The 15,280-nt window shown below is 70.9% G+C and carries 15 protein-coding genes; 13 read left to right on the forward strand and 2 right to left on the reverse strand.

The window, feature by feature from the left end:
• Nucleotides 1-297: 297 nt before the first annotated feature.
• A complete protein-coding gene (locus ACOJTC_RS24385) occupies nucleotides 298-624 on the forward strand; it encodes a hypothetical protein (protein WP_420118630.1) in 327 nt (108 codons plus the stop codon).
• Nucleotides 625-692: 68 nt separating this feature from the next.
• Here the strand turns inward: ACOJTC_RS24385 and ACOJTC_RS24390 are convergent, their stop codons facing one another.
• Together ACOJTC_RS24390 and ACOJTC_RS24395 are read right to left on the reverse strand one after the other, a co-directional pair.
• Complete coding sequence (locus tag ACOJTC_RS24390; protein WP_420118631.1) at nucleotides 693-1,829, reverse strand: M23 family metallopeptidase; 1,137 nt, start codon at nucleotides 1,827-1,829, stop codon at nucleotides 693-695.
• Nucleotides 1,826-2,326, reverse strand: a complete 501-nt coding sequence (locus tag ACOJTC_RS24395) for a hypothetical protein (protein ID WP_420118632.1) — start codon at nucleotides 2,324-2,326, stop codon at nucleotides 1,826-1,828. Before ACOJTC_RS24395 ends, ACOJTC_RS24390 begins: the two co-directional genes overlap by 4 nt.
• Nucleotides 2,327-2,606: 280 nt before the next feature.
• Between ACOJTC_RS24395 and ACOJTC_RS24400 the strand changes: the two genes are divergently transcribed.
• From ACOJTC_RS24400 to ACOJTC_RS24455, 12 genes are all read left to right on the forward strand, one after another.
• Complete coding sequence (locus ACOJTC_RS24400; protein WP_420118633.1) at nucleotides 2,607-3,089, forward strand: hypothetical protein; 483 nt, start codon at nucleotides 2,607-2,609, stop codon at nucleotides 3,087-3,089.
• The gene (locus ACOJTC_RS24405) at nucleotides 3,086-3,409 is read left to right on the forward strand and encodes a hypothetical protein (protein ID WP_420118634.1); all 324 of its coding nucleotides are present in this window, start codon (nucleotides 3,086-3,088) and stop codon (nucleotides 3,407-3,409) included. Before ACOJTC_RS24400 ends, ACOJTC_RS24405 begins: the two co-directional genes overlap by 4 nt.
• Nucleotides 3,410-3,418: 9 nt before the next feature.
• Nucleotides 3,419-4,156, forward strand: a complete 738-nt coding sequence (locus tag ACOJTC_RS24410) for a hypothetical protein (protein ID WP_420118635.1) — start codon at nucleotides 3,419-3,421, stop codon at nucleotides 4,154-4,156.
• Nucleotides 4,156-5,415: a hypothetical protein gene (locus ACOJTC_RS24415; RefSeq protein ID WP_420118636.1), complete on the forward strand. Its 1,260-nt coding sequence runs from the start codon at nucleotides 4,156-4,158 to the stop codon at nucleotides 5,413-5,415. The genes ACOJTC_RS24410 and ACOJTC_RS24415 overlap by 1 nt, the downstream gene beginning before the upstream one ends.
• Nucleotides 5,412-6,878 carry an SCO6880 family protein gene (locus ACOJTC_RS24420; RefSeq protein WP_420118637.1) on the forward strand — a complete coding sequence of 489 codons (1,467 nt, stop codon included), beginning with the start codon at nucleotides 5,412-5,414 and terminating at the stop codon, nucleotides 6,876-6,878. Before ACOJTC_RS24415 ends, ACOJTC_RS24420 begins: the two co-directional genes overlap by 4 nt.
• Before the next feature lie 11 nt (nucleotides 6,879-6,889).
• A complete protein-coding gene (locus ACOJTC_RS24425) occupies nucleotides 6,890-8,374 on the forward strand; it encodes an ATP/GTP-binding protein (RefSeq protein ID WP_420118638.1) in 1,485 nt (494 codons plus the stop codon).
• The gene (locus ACOJTC_RS24430; protein WP_420118639.1) at nucleotides 8,371-10,149 is read left to right on the forward strand and encodes a type IV secretory system conjugative DNA transfer family protein; all 1,779 of its coding nucleotides are present in this window, start codon (nucleotides 8,371-8,373) and stop codon (nucleotides 10,147-10,149) included. Before ACOJTC_RS24425 ends, ACOJTC_RS24430 begins: the two co-directional genes overlap by 4 nt.
• Nucleotides 10,146-10,616: a DUF4913 domain-containing protein gene (locus ACOJTC_RS24435; RefSeq protein WP_420118640.1), complete on the forward strand. Its 471-nt coding sequence runs from the start codon at nucleotides 10,146-10,148 to the stop codon at nucleotides 10,614-10,616. Before ACOJTC_RS24430 ends, ACOJTC_RS24435 begins: the two co-directional genes overlap by 4 nt.
• A gap of 348 nt (nucleotides 10,617-10,964) precedes the next feature.
• A complete protein-coding gene (locus ACOJTC_RS24440) occupies nucleotides 10,965-11,246 on the forward strand; it encodes a hypothetical protein (protein WP_420118641.1) in 282 nt (93 codons plus the stop codon).
• 10 nt (nucleotides 11,247-11,256) lie between these two features.
• A complete protein-coding gene (locus ACOJTC_RS24445) occupies nucleotides 11,257-12,291 on the forward strand; it encodes a tetrahydrofolate dehydrogenase/cyclohydrolase catalytic domain-containing protein (RefSeq protein WP_420118642.1) in 1,035 nt (344 codons plus the stop codon).
• The gene (locus ACOJTC_RS24450) at nucleotides 12,288-13,592 is read left to right on the forward strand and encodes an amidase (protein WP_420118643.1); all 1,305 of its coding nucleotides are present in this window, start codon (nucleotides 12,288-12,290) and stop codon (nucleotides 13,590-13,592) included. Before ACOJTC_RS24445 ends, ACOJTC_RS24450 begins: the two co-directional genes overlap by 4 nt.
• Nucleotides 13,593-13,953: 361 nt before the next feature.
• Nucleotides 13,954-15,171 carry a DNA sulfur modification protein DndB gene (locus ACOJTC_RS24455; RefSeq protein ID WP_420118644.1) on the forward strand — a complete coding sequence of 406 codons (1,218 nt, stop codon included), beginning with the start codon at nucleotides 13,954-13,956 and terminating at the stop codon, nucleotides 15,169-15,171.
• The last annotated feature ends 109 nt before the right edge of the window (nucleotides 15,172-15,280 follow it).

Genomic DNA, 15,280 nt, shown 5'->3' on the forward strand with positions numbered 1-15,280 from the left:
CCGTGTGCCAACGGTGCGGGGGCGCGGCGACGTACACCACACCCGACGGTGCGCGCGCACCCCCCACGTCGCGGGAGCTGATGACGACACCCGCACGCCACCGAACGTCCAGAACGCGCGCTGCCGCGCGAGGGACCGACGAGCAGCCCTTGGACCTGGCCGACGGCCTCGACAGGCAGGAAACACACCCCCATCGGCAGCTCGTACCGCCGCGAAACCGGTACCGCAACGATCGATCTTGACCGCTAAGCTCAGCGCCCATACCCACCCGACCGCCGTGATCTTGGGGAGGACTCCATGGTCGAGCAGAGCGCTAAAGCCATTCGCAGCGAGACCGAGAGGGCGGCCCTGCGGCTCCTGCGCGAGCGCGCCAACCTGGTCGGCGAGGCCGCGACGGCGCGGCACGAACGCGACCAGCTCGCCGACGCCCTGCGCCAGGCCAATGACCACTACAACGCGCGGTACTCCGCAGCGCTGGCAGGTGGCTGGACGCCCGATGAGCTGACCAAACTCGGCCTGGACGCACCCGACCAGGGCCCGTCGCGTCGCCGCCGGTCGGCACGGTCGACGGCCCTCGAACCCGCCGAGCAGGTCGCGTCGCCCGACCACCCGGATCAACCCTGATCCCCGGACCCTCGACCGTCCGGCGGTCTCCCTGCCTGCGGGCGGGGAGACCGCCGGACGCAGCCCGGTCATGACGCCGGCCCCAGTGGCGCGCCCCGCTGCAGCATGAACGGCACCGGGTCGACCGCGTTGCCGCTGTTGGCATGGAACGGTCCCGGCCGCACCTTGAGGTGCACCTCGAAGTGCAGGTGAGGTCCGCTGCTGCCGCCGCTGCTGCCGACGAACCCGATGACCGCGCCGGCCGTGACCTGCTGACCGATAGCCACCTCGGGACGCCGGATCATGTGGCAGTAGCGGGTGACGGTGTCGCCCGGGTGCCGGATGTCGACGTACCACCCGCAGCCACGCTGACGGGTGTTGCCGTCCCGGTCGCACGTGGTGTACCAGTCGCACTTGACCTGCTCCACCACCCCGGCCGCCGCCGCCCGGATCTCGTCGCCGCGGATGCCGGCCTTGGACAGGTCCACGCCCGCGTGCAGCCGGCCACCCCGCGACCCGAACGGGCTGACGATCTTCGCGCGGACGGGCTGCACCCAACCGCCGGGACCGACGAACACCGGCCCCAGGTCGTCGACCCCGCACGGTGCCGTCGGTGCCCCGCCGCCGATGTCGTCGATGCTCGGCAGCCCAAGAACCTGCGCGGCGAGCTGCTCGGCGTCGTCCTCCCACTTCTGATACGCCTCCGGCAGGCCGGAGCGCTGCACGGCTTGCGCCGCATCGGTCAACCGCATCCGCTCCCAGCCGTCGACCCGCACCAGGGCCTCATAGAACTTCCCGGCCGCGTAGCTGGGCGTCATCCGCTCGCGCACGCTGCCCCAGCCGGGCCGTTGCTGGAACAACCCGACCGAGTCGTGATCGCGGCCCACGCCTTCGTGCGGCAGGGTCAGCGACTCGGGCACGTTGGCGTTGGCCAGGTTGCGCAACGTGGACTCCTGCATCGCGGTCGCCAGCGCGATGACGTAACCGCGCGCCGGCACCTGGCGCTGCCGGCCGACAGCGACGATCGCGGCGGCGTTCGTCGTCTCCGCGCTCCCCCACGATCCGACCCCCGGCACCGGCGAGCCGGACACCAACGGCACCTCGCACCCCGCCGCTTCCGCGCTGGCTTGCCCGAACATCATCAGCGGCAGCCCGACCATGCCACCGCACAGCACCGCGACGACCGCCAACACCGCCACACCAACGGCGATCGGCGCACGGTTCACCGGCTGACCGCCCGACGGAAGTCGGCGTCCACGACAAGCCATCGACCATCCACGCCAGCGAGCCAGACCGTCAGCGTCCCGGCATCCGTGGGCACCTCGAACACCGCCTTGCCGTCCTGCGGCGCGTGCTTGACCACCGGCCGGCCCGTCACCCGCGTGGCCGGCACCCGGGACGGGTCCACCGTGCGCAACGACCGGGCGAAGCTCTCCTCACAGCTCGCCTCCACACCCCGCCACCACGTCGCCGCCGACAGGTCAGATCGCACCCACGCCGCCGCGAACGTCGCCGCCACCGACGCCGCCCGGTCCGCCGCAGGCGCGGGCAGGCTCGGCGCATCGTGGTCGTGGTCGTCCCCACCCGGCGGCTCCACGCTCGACGCCGCCGATCCACCACCGGCCACGGCCGCCGGATACCCCGGGCCGCTGTCCACCGGCGCAGGCGTCTCCCGACTCACTCCGGGCGCGCACCCCGCCATCACGAGCATCACCAACGCCACGCCCGGTACGGTCCTATCGATGTAGGCAGATGCACAGCCTTTCCGTGCCATTCGACGCCTCCCCCGTGCTGCCTTTCGCGTCCTATTGCAGCGAGGGATAACCATAGATCCATTCGGAAACGCAGTGCTACTGTCGGGTACTCGTCGGTGACCTTGACACGCGGGGGAGGCATCGAGTGACGGGGTGTAGCTACGTGCGGTGGTATGGCTGTCGATGAAGACGACCACCGTGGCGAGGACGCGCACCCGTCCAGGCCCCGCTCCCGCACTGCCCTTCGCCGTGATTCCGCCGAATCTGCCCGCGTGGCCACCGGTGTGGTGGGTCGGCTGCCACGGTGGCGCGGGCGTCACCACGCTCGCGCGGCTGACCGGCATCGGGCTGGACTTCGGCAGCCGTGGCTGGCCGCTCGTCACGCCAGCGACGCCACCGGCCCACGTCGTGCTGGTCTGCCGTGCCACGGCATCCGGCACGTGGGCCGCGACCGGCGCCATCGAGCAGTGGCGTCGCCGCTCCGGCATGCCCGGCCCGGTGGCGGTGCTCGGCGTGGTCGCTGTCGCCGCGTCCCCGCGCCGCCCACCGCGCATCGTCACCGACCGGCTGCACCTGCTGCGCGGCTGGGCGCCAGCGGTATGGAATGTCGGCTGGGTCGACGCCCTACTCGCCGCCGACGACCCCCACGACGTCGGCGCATCCCCGGACATCGAGGCACTACGCCACGCGATCCGGCAGAAGATCCACCCACCCCAAGAGAGCCCACGATGACCCTGATCGAACACCTCGACCACCTGCGAACCCACCTCGACCACCTGTTAGCCGCCGCGCCTGACCCCTCGAACGCGCCGGTGCCCGACCCGGGCGGCGGTGCACCCCCACCCGGGGTGGGAGACAAGATCCTCACCGTCCTCAAGTGGGTCGCCTACCTGGCCACCACCGCCTGCGTCGGCGGGGTGCTCTACACCGCCGCGAAGATGGCCATCTCGCACCGCCGCGGTGACGACAGCAACATCTCCCAGCTCGGCTGGGTGTTCGCCGCCTGCATGCTCATCGGCAGCGCGTCCGCGGTGGTCTCCGCGCTGATCTAGGAGGAACCGATGTCGCGCTCAACCCAGGACTTCGCCGACCGTCCGCCCTGGACCCGTCCGGGGTTCATCGCCTCGGCGGTGCTGGCGCTGATCGTCCTCCTCGTCGGGGCCATCATCGCGGTGTCCACGCTCACCGACGACGGCACCGGCACGACCGGAGAGGCACCCTCGGCGAGCCCTCCGTCCGCCGACAGCACCGCGCCGCAGGCCCTGCCGACCGCAGTGCCGACCACCGCCCCGTCTGGCGTGCGATGGGAACTCGTCGGCCAGAACGCGGTGCCCATCAGCGCGTCGGCGGGACCGACCCGCATCAGCGGTGGCACCGCCGCCGGCTACGCACACACCCCCGAGGGCGCGCTGATCGCGGCAGCGCAACTCAGCGTCCGCGCCGGCTACTCGGCCGGCCGCCAGTCGTGGGAACCCACGATCGAGCAGCAGTTCGAGCCGGGCGACGACCGCGACCGGCTCCTGGCGGCGCTCCGCAACGCTGGTGACGCCCCGGCCCAGGCCGGGGAACTCAGCCAGATCGCCGGCTTCAGCTTCCAGTCCTACAGCCCGGACACCGCCGTGATCGGGCTGGCCTTCCGGGCACCGTACGCCGGCACCGCGCGCTACCACATCCTGTCGCTGACGCTGCGCTGGCGTGACGGAGACTGGCGCATGGTCGCCCCACCCGCAGGCGCATGGACGTCGGTAAACCGGGTGACCACCGACCTCGTAGGGGTCGTCGAGTGGGGTGCGCAGTAGTGCCCTGCACCCCGGTCATCGATCCGACGTGCATCCCCGGTCAGATCGTGCAGAACACCGCCGGTCGGTTCCTCGACGAGCTGGCCGACCAGGCGTCACAGGCCGCCGCGAAGATGCTGGAGACGTTGGTCGCCGGGTGGTTGGCCATCCCCAGCCCCGTGGTGTCGCAAGAGTCCGGGGTGATCAAACACCTGCAGGCGTACACCGCCTGGGCAGTCGCTGCGATCGCCGTCGGCTCGGTGCTGTTCTCCGCGACCAAGATGGCCCTGGAACGCGACGGCCGGGAAGCCGGCGCGCTCGGCAAGAACCTCGTCCTGCTGGTCGTGATCGCCGGAGCGGGTGTACCGGCCGTGCGGATACTCACCGAGATCGGCGACGCCTACGCGGACTGGATCCTGTCGGCCTCCGCCAACGGCGACCTCGGCAAGCGGCTGCTCCTGCTCACCCCGGCCGTCGCCAACACCACCGGCCTGCCAGCGCTGGTAGTGATCGGCATCTCGATGATGCTGTTCCTGTCCTCGATGGTGCAGCTCCTACTGCTGCTGGCCCGCAACGCCGGCCTGGTGCTGCTGGCCGGGCTCCTTCCCGTGGCCGCCGCCGTCGGCGGCTCCGTACGCAGCCGCTACCTCACCTGGCTGCTGGCCCTGGTGCTCTACAAGCCGGCCGCAGCGACGATCTACGCGGCGGTGTTCTGGCTCGGCCAGGGTCAGAGCCTGACCGACCTCCTGACCGGCCTGGTCATGTTCGCCATGGCCATCGTGGCGCTACCCGCCCTGATGCGGCTCATCGCCCCGGCCGTGTCCGTGCTGTCCGGCGGCGGTTCCGGCGGCGTGGGCGTCGCTGCCGCGTCCGGAGCCGGACAGGTCGCCTCCGGAGCGGTACGACTCAGCGGAAGCGGTTCCGGTGGTGTCGGAGCTACGGGCAACAACGGCGCGGCCGGCGGCGGACGCCCCGGCGGGGCAGGCCCGACCCCACCGGCACCCCGCCCGGCCGGCGGCGGATCGATGCCAGCCATCGGCGGATCGGGCTCCGCAGGCGCATCGGGAGCCAAAGCGGCGGGAGCAGGTGCCGGATCCGCGAGCGCGGGAGCCGGAGCGTCCGGTGGCGCGGCGGCCGGTGCGGGCGCGGGAGCAGCCGCAGCAGCCGGCCCCATCGGTATCGCCGCTGTCGCGGCCGTCGCCGCCGCCAAGGCCGGCCCGGCAGCGGTACGCAAGGTCGGCGGCACCGCCTCCGGAGCGACCGACGGCGAGGGCTCGTGAGCACCGGAGTGCGGGAGCAGACCCGCGACCAGCGCACCTACGGCAACTGGCGGCTCGGTCGCGGCGCCGGCCTGTTCGGGCTCGGCCCGGTCGGCACCATCGCCGCGTTCCTGGTCATGGTCCTCGCCGCCGCGATGCTGCCCGTGTCCGTGCTGGCCTCCCTGGTCACCGCGACCACCGGACTGCTGGTCCTCGCGCCGCTGGCGATCCGGATCAACGGACGCACCGGATTCCAGGTCATCACCGCCCGCGTCGCCTGGTGGCTGGCCCGGTCCCGCCGCCACCACATCTACGTCTCCGGGGCCGCGTCCCGGGTGGCCGCCGCCCACCAGCTGCCCGGGGTCCTGGCCCGCTCCGAGGTGTACGAGGTGGAGACCGGCCGCTCCGGCGTCGTCGCCGTGGTGGTGGTCCCCCAGAGCCGGCACTACACCGTCACCCTGCGCTGCGCCCCCGAGGGCATGGACCTGGTCGACCAGGGCGTCATCGACGCCCGCGTCGGTCACCTGGCGTCCTGGCTGTCGGCGCTGTCACGCGAGCCGCAGCTCGTGCAGGCCCAGGTGACCGTCGAGACCACCCCGGACCCGGGCACCCGGCTCGCCGCCGAGGTGGCCGCCACCAGCCAACCGGACGCGCCAGCGCTGGCGTTGCAGGTCCTCGACGACGTCGTGCAGTCCTACCCGGCCGGGTCGGCGACCGTGGACACCCGGGTGTCGCTGACCTACACCGCGCCGCCCGGCCGGTCGATGTCCCACGAGGACGTGTGCCGCGAGGTCGCCGCCCGGCTGCCGCACCTGCACGCCGGGCTCACCGGCGCGACCGGCGCGGGCATCACGCCGATGTCCGCCCGAGGGCTCGCCGGAGTGGTGCGCGCCGCGTACGACCCGGCCGCCGCCCTGGACCTCGCCCGCGACCCCCGGCTGACCCCCGACTGGACCCAGGCCGGGCCGGTGGCCACCCGGGAGAGCTGGGACTCCTACCGCCACGACTCCGGGGTGTCGCGCACCTGGTGCCTGGTGGAGGCCCCGCGCGGGGTGGTGTACAGCCGGCTGTTCTCCCGGCTCACCGAACCGGACCCGCAACTGCTGCGCAAGCGCGTCACCATGATCTACCGGCCGTACTCCCCCGGCGAGGCAGCCCGGCTGGTCGAGTCCGACAAACGCGACGCCCGGTTCCTGGCCAGCAAGAAGCACCGCGCCAGCGCCCGGGACCTCACCGACCTGGCCGCCGCCGAACAGGCCGCCGAGGAAGAGGCCACCGGCGCGGGAGTCGTCCGGTTCACCGTGCTGGTCACCGCCACCGTCGCCGACGACAAGCACCTCGATGAGGCCACCGGCATCATCCGGGCCCGCGCCGGTGAAGCCCGCCTGGCGCTACGTCCGATGTACGGCTGCCAGGCCGCCGGGTTCGCCGCCAGCCTGCCCGCCGGAGTGGTCCTGCCCACCCACGCCACCATCCCCTTCTAGGACGTGCCGGCATGACCATCAGCACCCGCGACGCCACCCCACCCCCGCCGCGTCGACCAGCCGGCCGCCGACCCGGCCGGCTCGGCCACAGCGGGCCCGGCGGCGGCGCCTGGTCCTACATCGAGCCACCGACGGAGTACCGGGGCACCACCGTGCAGGTGTGCGGCCTGTTCCCCTTCGGCACCGGCGCGTCGACGCCGATGATCGGCGTACCGATCGGCCGGCACCTCTACACCGGCAGCGCGGTGTGCTTCGACCCCATCTCCTGGTACACCCGTGCCCGCCTGATCAACAACCCGTCGGTGTGGATCGAGGGCGAGCCCGGCATGGGCAAGTCCACGGCCGTGCGGCGGATGGTCCTCGGCCTCACCGCCCAGGGCGTCACGCCGCTGATCCTCGGTGACCTCAAGCCCGACTACGCCGAGCTGGTCCGTGCCCTGGGCGGGCAGGTGCTGCGCGTCGGGCCCGGCCTGGACCGGATCAACCCCCTCGACGCCGGCCCGTGGCGGCAGGTCCTCGACCGCGTCGACGAGCGCACCGCCGCGGTGGTGCGCTCCGCCGTCACCGACCGGCGGCTGAACATGCTGGTCGCCCTGGCCACCCTGGTCCGGCGCGGACCCGTCAGCTCGGATGAGACCACCGTGCTGTCCGCCGCGCTGCGCTACCTCGCCGACCGCGAGACCGACCTCCCGCCGGTGCTCTCCGACGTCCTGCGCGTTATCCGCGATGCCCCACCGGAGGTCCGCGCGGTCACCCTCTGGCAGGAAGAGCAGGACCTGCACCGCTTCCGCGACGAGACCAACGGACTACGCCGCACTCTGCTGGCGCTGCTGCACGGCCCCCTCGGCGACACCTTCGAGGGGCAGACCACCACCGCGATCCGCCTCGACACCCCCGCCGTGTGCGTCGACATCTCCAGCATCGACGACACCGACGAGCTGCGCACCGCCGCGACCCTGCTATCCACCTGGAGTTATGGCTTCGCCCAGGTCGAGGCGGCGCACCTGATGGCCGACCTCGGCCTCGCTCCCGCCCGCACGTTCTTCACCGTCCTGGACGAGCTGTGGCGGGCGCTGCGCGTCGGGCACGGCCTGGTCGACCGCGCCGACGGCCTCACCCGCTTGAACAGACAGAAAGGGACGGGCACGGCGTTCATCACCCACTCGCTGGCCGACCTGGAAGCCCTGCCCACCGCCCACGACCGGGCCAAGGCGCGCGGGTTCGCCGAGCGGTCGGCGGTGCTGATGATCGGCCCCTGCTCGGAGCAGGAGCTGGACGCCGTCTCCCGGGTCCGGCCGCTGTCGCAGGCCGAACGGCGGGAGGTGCTGTCCTGGTCGGCGCCGCCGTCCTGGACGGCCACCGAGGGCAGCGAGACCGTCGGCCGGGGCAACTTCCTCATCAAGGTCGGCTCCCGACCGGGCATCCCCGTGCACCTGGAACCCACCGAGACGGAGAAGCAGCTCGGCAACACCGACTTCCGCTGGACGATGGCGTGAGCCGCCCGGCCGGGCCGCGCGGCGGCCACGACGACGCCGGCCTCATCGCGGGCGGCATCGCCGCCCTGGCCCTGGTCCTGGCCGTCGGGGCATGGCTGCCGGTCCTGCTCACCCGGCCACCCGGCTACACCGCAGGCGGCCCGATCCGGGTGGCCACGGCGGTGCTGCGCGGCGAGATCGTCTGGACCACCGCCTGCACGCTCGTCGTGGTCGCCGAGGTCGCCGTCCTGGCGCTGCTGACCACCGCGGCGGTGACGGCCTGGCGGTGGTCACGCCGGCGTCGTACCCGGGTCGACTCCGCCGCCCGCCGGATGGCCACCCGCAAGGACCTCGCCCACCTCGGCCCCCAGGGCGTCGCCGACAGCGGCCGGCGGCTACGGCCGAGCCTCGCCGATGTCGACCGGCCCGACCCCGACCAGCTCGGCGTGCTCATCGCCCACACCGTGGCCGGCGGGATGCCGCTGCGGCAGTCCTGGGAGGACATGGCCGTCGACATCTGGGGCCCCCGCACCGGCAAGACCACTTGCCGGGCGATCCCCGCCATCGTCGCCGCCCCCGGACCCACCCTGGTCACCAGCGTCAAGGGCGACATCGTCGACGCCACCCGCGAGGTCCGCGCCGCCCGGGGCACCGTGTGGGCGTTCGACCCGCAGCACATCCTCGGCACCGACCAGGGCATGTGGTGGAACCCGCTGCGCGCCGTGGCCACCATCACCGACGCCCGCCGCCTCGCCGAGCACTTCGCCTCCGCCGAACGCGAACCCGGCGTCAGCCGCGACGCCTTCTTCGACCCGTCCAGCGAGGAACTGGTGGCGAACCTGCTGCTGGCCGCCGCGTGCTCCGGACGGGACATCCTCGCCGCGTACCGGTGGGCGGTCAGCCCCCGCGACGACGAACCGGCGATGCTGCTGCGCGAGCACGGCTTCGCGCTGCCCGGCGACGCGGTGGCCGGCGTGGTCAACATGCCCGACAAGACCCGCGGCGGCATCTACGCCGGCGCCCAGAAGATGCTCATGTGCCTCACCGAACCGGCCGTCACCGCCTGGGTCACCCCACCCACCCGGGGCGGGGTACGCGAATTCGACCCGGCCGCGTTCGTGACGTCCACCGACGTGCTGTACCTGCTCTCCCAGGGCGGCCCCGGCTCCCCCGCCCCCCTGGTCGCCGCCCTCACCGACACCGTCCTGCGCGCCGGAGAGCTACGCGCCCGCGCCTCGACCGGCCGCCGCCTCGACCCACCGCTGCTGAGCATCCTCGACGAAGCCGCGAATATCTGCCGCCTACGCCAGTTGCCCTCGCTGTACTCGTACTACGGCTCCCACGGCCTGCCGATCATCACGATCCTCCAGTCCTACCCCCAGGGCGTCGACGTATGGGGCCGCGAGGGCATGCGCAAACTCTGGTCCGCCGCGAACGTCCGCACCTACGGCGGCGGCGTCGCCGACCCGGACTGGTTGGAGGAACTGTCGAAGCTGATCGGGGAGCACGACGTGACGACCAGGTCGACCAGTACCAGCGGGTCCGGGTGGGGCCAGCGGTCGGTGTCCCACGCCACCCGCCGTCAACGCATCCTCGACGTCGCCGACCTGCACGCCCTGCCACGCGGCCGGATGGTCGTCTACGCCTCCGGGGCCCCACCGGCCCTCGCCCGCACCGCCCCCTGGCAGGACGGACCGCACGCCGCCGCGATCCGCGCCTCCATCGCCCGCTGGGACCCCGACAACCGCACCGACTGGACCCTGTCCCCCGACACCCCGCCGGAGCCCATCTCATGACCACCCCGACGTCCGGACCGGCCACCGACCCGGTCGCCGACCTGAGCACCCTGCTCGACCAGCTCACCGGGACACCCGACGCGCCCGCCGCCCCCGACGACCAAGACGCACCGCAGCCGGTCTTCCGCGACGTCGACCAGTTCGTCACCGGGTACCTCGCACAGGTCGTCGAGCGGCGGGTCGCCTCCGGACCCACCCCCGGCATCAACTGGTGCCCCCGCTGGTGGGCGCACCCCGAGGCGCTGTCCCGCCTCTACGCTCTGTGGCGAGCCTGGGAGACGCTGCGGGTCAACGACCCGCACACCGGCATGAGCATCTGGTGGCGCGACCACCTCGACCCCCACCTAGCCGCCCTGACCGGCGACCTCGGACCGTTCGCCCGCTGCGGCACCCGACACCGCGACCCCGAGGCCCTGCCCGTCGAGCCCGCGCCAGCCGAGGTGCTGGCGCAGCTCCCCGACGCATAGCAGGCAGTCGGACTGTCCCCCATCCCGACAAGCACACCGAACCCCGAGCGCTTCTGGTGGAGCCTTCCACCCAGGGGTGCTCGCTCAACTGTCCAACGGCGGCGATCGTTGATTCCACCGAATCACGATGGGGCCAGATCGCCCCTCAGAAGGAGAGCGGTCGCAGTGATCAGCAACTCGCCGGTAGTCCTCGACTCCAACGGCCACGTCAGCGCAATCGTGCACTGGCCGCATCGCCGCAGTGGCCAAGCCCACTGCTTGATACGCCTCTACCCACTCGCCGGTCGGGTCGTAGCAGTAGCGTCTGAGATCCGCTCCAACGACGACCGCCACGGCATCGCCGACGACATGGCCGGCGTCGCCGCCAAGGCGCTGGACCTGGCCCAAGAGCACGTCAACGCCGAGCCAGCCAACATCATCTGGCTGGCCCACCACGGTGCCTTCTCGTACCACGACGCGTTCGACCCAGATACCTTCACCCTCATCCCGCTGACCTGGGACGGGCAGCGCTACCAGGACAATCTCGAAACTCACCGGCTGCTGACCGAGCAGCAGGTGCACGACCTCCTCGACGGCCGCAGCCTGGAACCGGTGCCGAGGGCACTCGCCAGCCTCGGCTGGCCCTACTGAGGCCGGCGCGATGAACGCCGAGGCGAACAATCACATCTCCGGCAGGGAGATCCTGCGTACCGTCCACGGCCTGTATGCCGACTACCGCGAACCCATGGCTGCCCGCGGCAAGACAGCAACGATCATCCGGGTTGAAGCCGCAGGCCACGACCCGGTGGACTGGCAGGCCCGCGCCAACGCCTCACGAATCTCCGCTGAGCAGAAGGTCGCCAACTTCACCCGAATCGGACTGCACGCCGACCACCTGGTGCTGCCCGCCCACGTGACCCCAGCGCAGTTCGCGGCTGCCATCGAACGCGCCAACGCCGATCCCGCAGTCACCGCCATCATCGTTCAACAGCCGGTCCCTGCCCGGCTGCGTCAGTTCGTGCAGGACATCGCCCCGCAGAAGGACATCGACGCGCTGACCGAGGGGTCTGAACAGCAGGTGTGTGCAACCGCCGAAGGGATCTGGCGAGTAGTACAACCCTTCACCCACGACACACCAAACATCGCGGTGGTGGGAGCTCGTGGCTTCGTCGGACGCGGTGTTGTCACCCGCCTCACCGAGCACGGCCACGAACCGCTCCAACTCGACCTCGGCGACGACCTGAACTCAGTACGCGACGTCGACATCGTCATCTCCGTCACCGGTAGCCCCGGTCTCCTCGGTCCACAACACGTCCGCCCGCACCACCGGCTGGTGGTGGACTCCGGCTTTGTCCCGTCACCCGACGGCGGGGTAGCCGGCGACATCTCCCCCGAGGCCAAGGGCATCCCGCAGAACATCACCCCGGTACCCGGCGGAATCGGCCCTGTCGAGATGGCTGTCCTGGTCGAGCGGGTGATCCGCCAGGAGCTGCACGCCGACCTGGCACCCTGGCAGTACCCAGGGCGTCCGTACCAGGCGCGCACCAGCAGCCCCGCCACCACTGCGAGAGCTGCAGCTCTCGCTTTCCCGAAGCCGACTCGTGCACCTCGCCAGGCCGCGCCGCAGACTGCGGACCAGCCGATCCACCAACGCGGCGGCCCCGCGCGCGGCAACAGCCAAGGTCATGAACGATGAACGCGTCAGCCGTCACCGATCCAGCAACTTTGAACGCCGTCGACATCGCGGATCTGGTCAACAGCAGGCAGCTCTGCCCCACCGCCGTCGTCGAAGCCGCCTTGACGCGCATCGCGGCCTTCGACGACGACCTGCGAGCGTTCCGCGAGGTCTGGCCGGACCGAGCACGCCAAGCCGCGTACGAGCTGCGACGCAGCATCGACGGTGGTGCCCGCCTGCCGCTCGCGGGGGTTCCGCTGGGCATCAAAGCCACCGAGGGCACTGACTCTCCACAGGCCCGGCGGCTCCTCGCTGCCGGATGCATCCCGATCGGCACCACCGCAGTCCCCCGCGGCACCACCTGGCAGACGTGGGGGTACACCGACCGCGGTCCCACCACCAACCCATGGCGGGCAGACCGCACCCCCGGCGGGTCATCCGCCGGATCTGCAGCCGCAGTAGCGGCAGGCCTCGTACCCCTGGCAACTGGGAACGACGGCGCTGGCTCGATACGGATCCCGGCCGCCTGGTGCGGCGTTGTCGGCGTCAAGGTGAGCAGAGGTCTACTCCACTCCGCGAACCAGCTCAACGTGCCTGGCCCACTGGCCCGGACCGTCGCTGACGCTACGGCCTACCTCGATGCCATGCTGGGCACGCACCTCGCCACCGACATCACGGATCCGCTCCGAGGACGGCCTATCCGGGCGGTGTGGTCAAGCACTCTGGGCTACGCCGACGTCGACCAGCACGTGACGGAGCCTGCCCGGGCCGCGGCCGACCGACTCGCCGCTGGCGGACTGCTCCAGTGGGTCGAGCACGACCTGGTCCTCGACGACCCAACACCCGCTTGGCGAACGCTCCGAACGGAATTGCCCACGGATCGAGCCGCCGCAGAGACCCTGCGCACTCACAACGATCGCCGGCTAGCTGCTCTGTTCGCCACCGCTGATGTGCTGCTTACACCCACAACTCCCTACGCTGCTCACGACCACGATGGACCCGGTGAGCGTATGAATGTCGCGTTGACCTGGGCCTTCAACGTGAGCGGGCATCCGGCCGCGAGCGTTCCCGCTGGCTTCGCCCCCGACGGCACACCTGTTGGCCTCCAGGTCGTCGCCGACCATCACCGCGAAGACCTACTCGTGCGTGCAGCAGCCGCTCTGCATCTTCTGCAACCGTGGCCCAGCCCGACGTTCCCGCTACAACCAAAGGGATCGAGCGATTCGCCGCCAATGTCGGCTGCAGCTGGTCACGCCGCGATGGCGGTCGGGACAACGATCACCGACAGGTACCCACCTCCTCGGGCTACGCGGTTCGCCTGACGGCGCCTGTAGACCAACTTGGCCCGGCGCAGAGCGTAATCGCTGCCGCGCCGGCCCAGCACGGAAGCGCCTTCCCACATCAAACGCTGACACCGGTCGCCGACGCCGAAGACCCTTAGAGGGTGATGTACCGGGGGTAACGAGTGGAGCAGCACGGTGCCGCATGTCTGCTGACCTCCTCGGGGCCACAGGAGATCGCACTACGGTCGCCAGTCGGCAGAGGGGCACTCGGGCACTCGGCTACACCAGCCTTGCGACATCAACGTTACGTGCAACAGCGAAACTCTTACGTGCACTTGCGGCATCCTTACGTGCATGTCTACAGTGTTCATGAGTAGGCGCCGGATCGATAGGAGATGACATGACGACGTACAACGATGCCCCCATAGAGCACGCCGACATTCTGATCGCCATGGAGGCAGCGGCACGCGAGGCCGCCGCCATCGGTGGCCGGATCTTTCCGTGCACCGTCTTCAAGCAGGGCGAACGCACGATGGTCTCTACTGCCTTCCCCAACACCTTTATCAACCGCCAGGTGGTATCCGACTCAGCAGTCAAGGGCAGCAGCCCCAGGCAAAGCCTCAACCGTCCGCTCATACCCGACCACGCCAAGTCGATCAAGGAGTACGTCATCGCCAACCGCGACGACTACATCCTGCCGCCGGTCACCCTGAACGTAGACACCTACCCGTCACTCCACGTACAGAAGAGCTCTGGAGCGCCCACGCGGCTCGGTTACCTGGTAGTACACGACGGCACGCGCTTCTATGTCACGGACGGGCAGCACCGCCTAGCCGCTCTCGCCGGCTATCCCTCCGGACGATCCCAAGCTCCCGGCGCCCTCGATGAGGTACCCGACCTAGGTAATGACGCCATGGCTGTACTGATCGTCATCGAGACGGACCGCACCCGCATCCAGCAGGACTTCGCTGATGCGGCGCAGACCAAGCAGATCCCGCCGAGTCTGCTCGCCGTCTACAACACCCGCGAGCCGGTCAACAAGGTGCTCGCAGCGATCACGTCCAAGTCGAAGCTGCTTCATGAGCGCGTCGATGAGACTTCCAAGACGCTGCCGAAGCTGTCACAGCATGTCTTCCTGCTCAACCAGGTCCGCGGTCTCGTGAAGGAGTTGCTCTTCGGTGACTACGCCATGGCCGAGGACAGCTTGACCCGGCAGGCCGCGCAGCGTCTGAGCACGCCCAAACAGCAAGACGAGTTCGTTGACGAGGCGCTGCTGCTGCTCGACACGTTGACCGAGCACATGGAGCCGTGGTCGACGATCGTGACGCTGCCGCGTAGCGGTGGCGTCGCACAGCAGATCCCTGACTTCCGGGCCAAGTACATCAACATGACCGCGACCGGGCTCAACATCATCGGCCGGATGGGCTACGAAATCAACAAGGAGCCTTCGGAGGCCGTGCGTCGTCAGCGCTATGTTGACCTCGCCACTCAGATCGACTGGAGGCGCAACGCACCGATCTGGTCCAACAACATCATCTCCAGCGACAACAAGATCTCCACCCAGCGCGGCCCAGTCAACGCTGCCGCCAGCGCGGTGAAGGCGGTCCTCGGGCTCTGACGTCGTCAGCAACCCCGACGGCGCCAGCTCGAACACCCGTCCGGTGGTCGAGCAGGCGCCGAGTGGTGCAGGGCCGAGTGAATTCTTGTCCATCTCTGCGGGGGGTAGC

Source organism: Micromonospora sp. (assembly GCF_048594385.1).
Lineage (GTDB): Bacteria > Actinomycetota > Actinomycetes > Mycobacteriales > Micromonosporaceae > Micromonospora > Micromonospora wenchangensis.

Excerpts from the sequence above, each read along its gene's own strand:
- ACOJTC_RS24455 (WP_420118644.1), top strand. The coding sequence starts at position 13,954 with ATGACGACGTACAACGATGCCCCCATAGAGCACGCCGACATTCTGATC.
- ACOJTC_RS24450 (WP_420118643.1), top strand. The coding sequence starts at position 12,288 with ATGAACGCGTCAGCCGTCACCGATCCAGCAACTTTGAACGCCGTCGAC.
- ACOJTC_RS24435 (WP_420118640.1), top strand. The coding sequence starts at position 10,146 with ATGACCACCCCGACGTCCGGACCGGCCACCGACCCGGTCGCCGACCTG.
- ACOJTC_RS24440 (WP_420118641.1), top strand. The coding sequence starts at position 10,965 with ATGGCCGGCGTCGCCGCCAAGGCGCTGGACCTGGCCCAAGAGCACGTC.
- ACOJTC_RS24410 (WP_420118635.1), top strand. The coding sequence starts at position 3,419 with ATGTCGCGCTCAACCCAGGACTTCGCCGACCGTCCGCCCTGGACCCGT.
- ACOJTC_RS24405 (WP_420118634.1), top strand. The coding sequence starts at position 3,086 with ATGACCCTGATCGAACACCTCGACCACCTGCGAACCCACCTCGACCAC.
- ACOJTC_RS24385 (WP_420118630.1), top strand. The coding sequence starts at position 298 with ATGGTCGAGCAGAGCGCTAAAGCCATTCGCAGCGAGACCGAGAGGGCG.
- ACOJTC_RS24445 (WP_420118642.1), top strand. The coding sequence starts at position 11,257 with ATGAACGCCGAGGCGAACAATCACATCTCCGGCAGGGAGATCCTGCGT.
- ACOJTC_RS24425 (WP_420118638.1), top strand. The coding sequence starts at position 6,890 with ATGACCATCAGCACCCGCGACGCCACCCCACCCCCGCCGCGTCGACCA.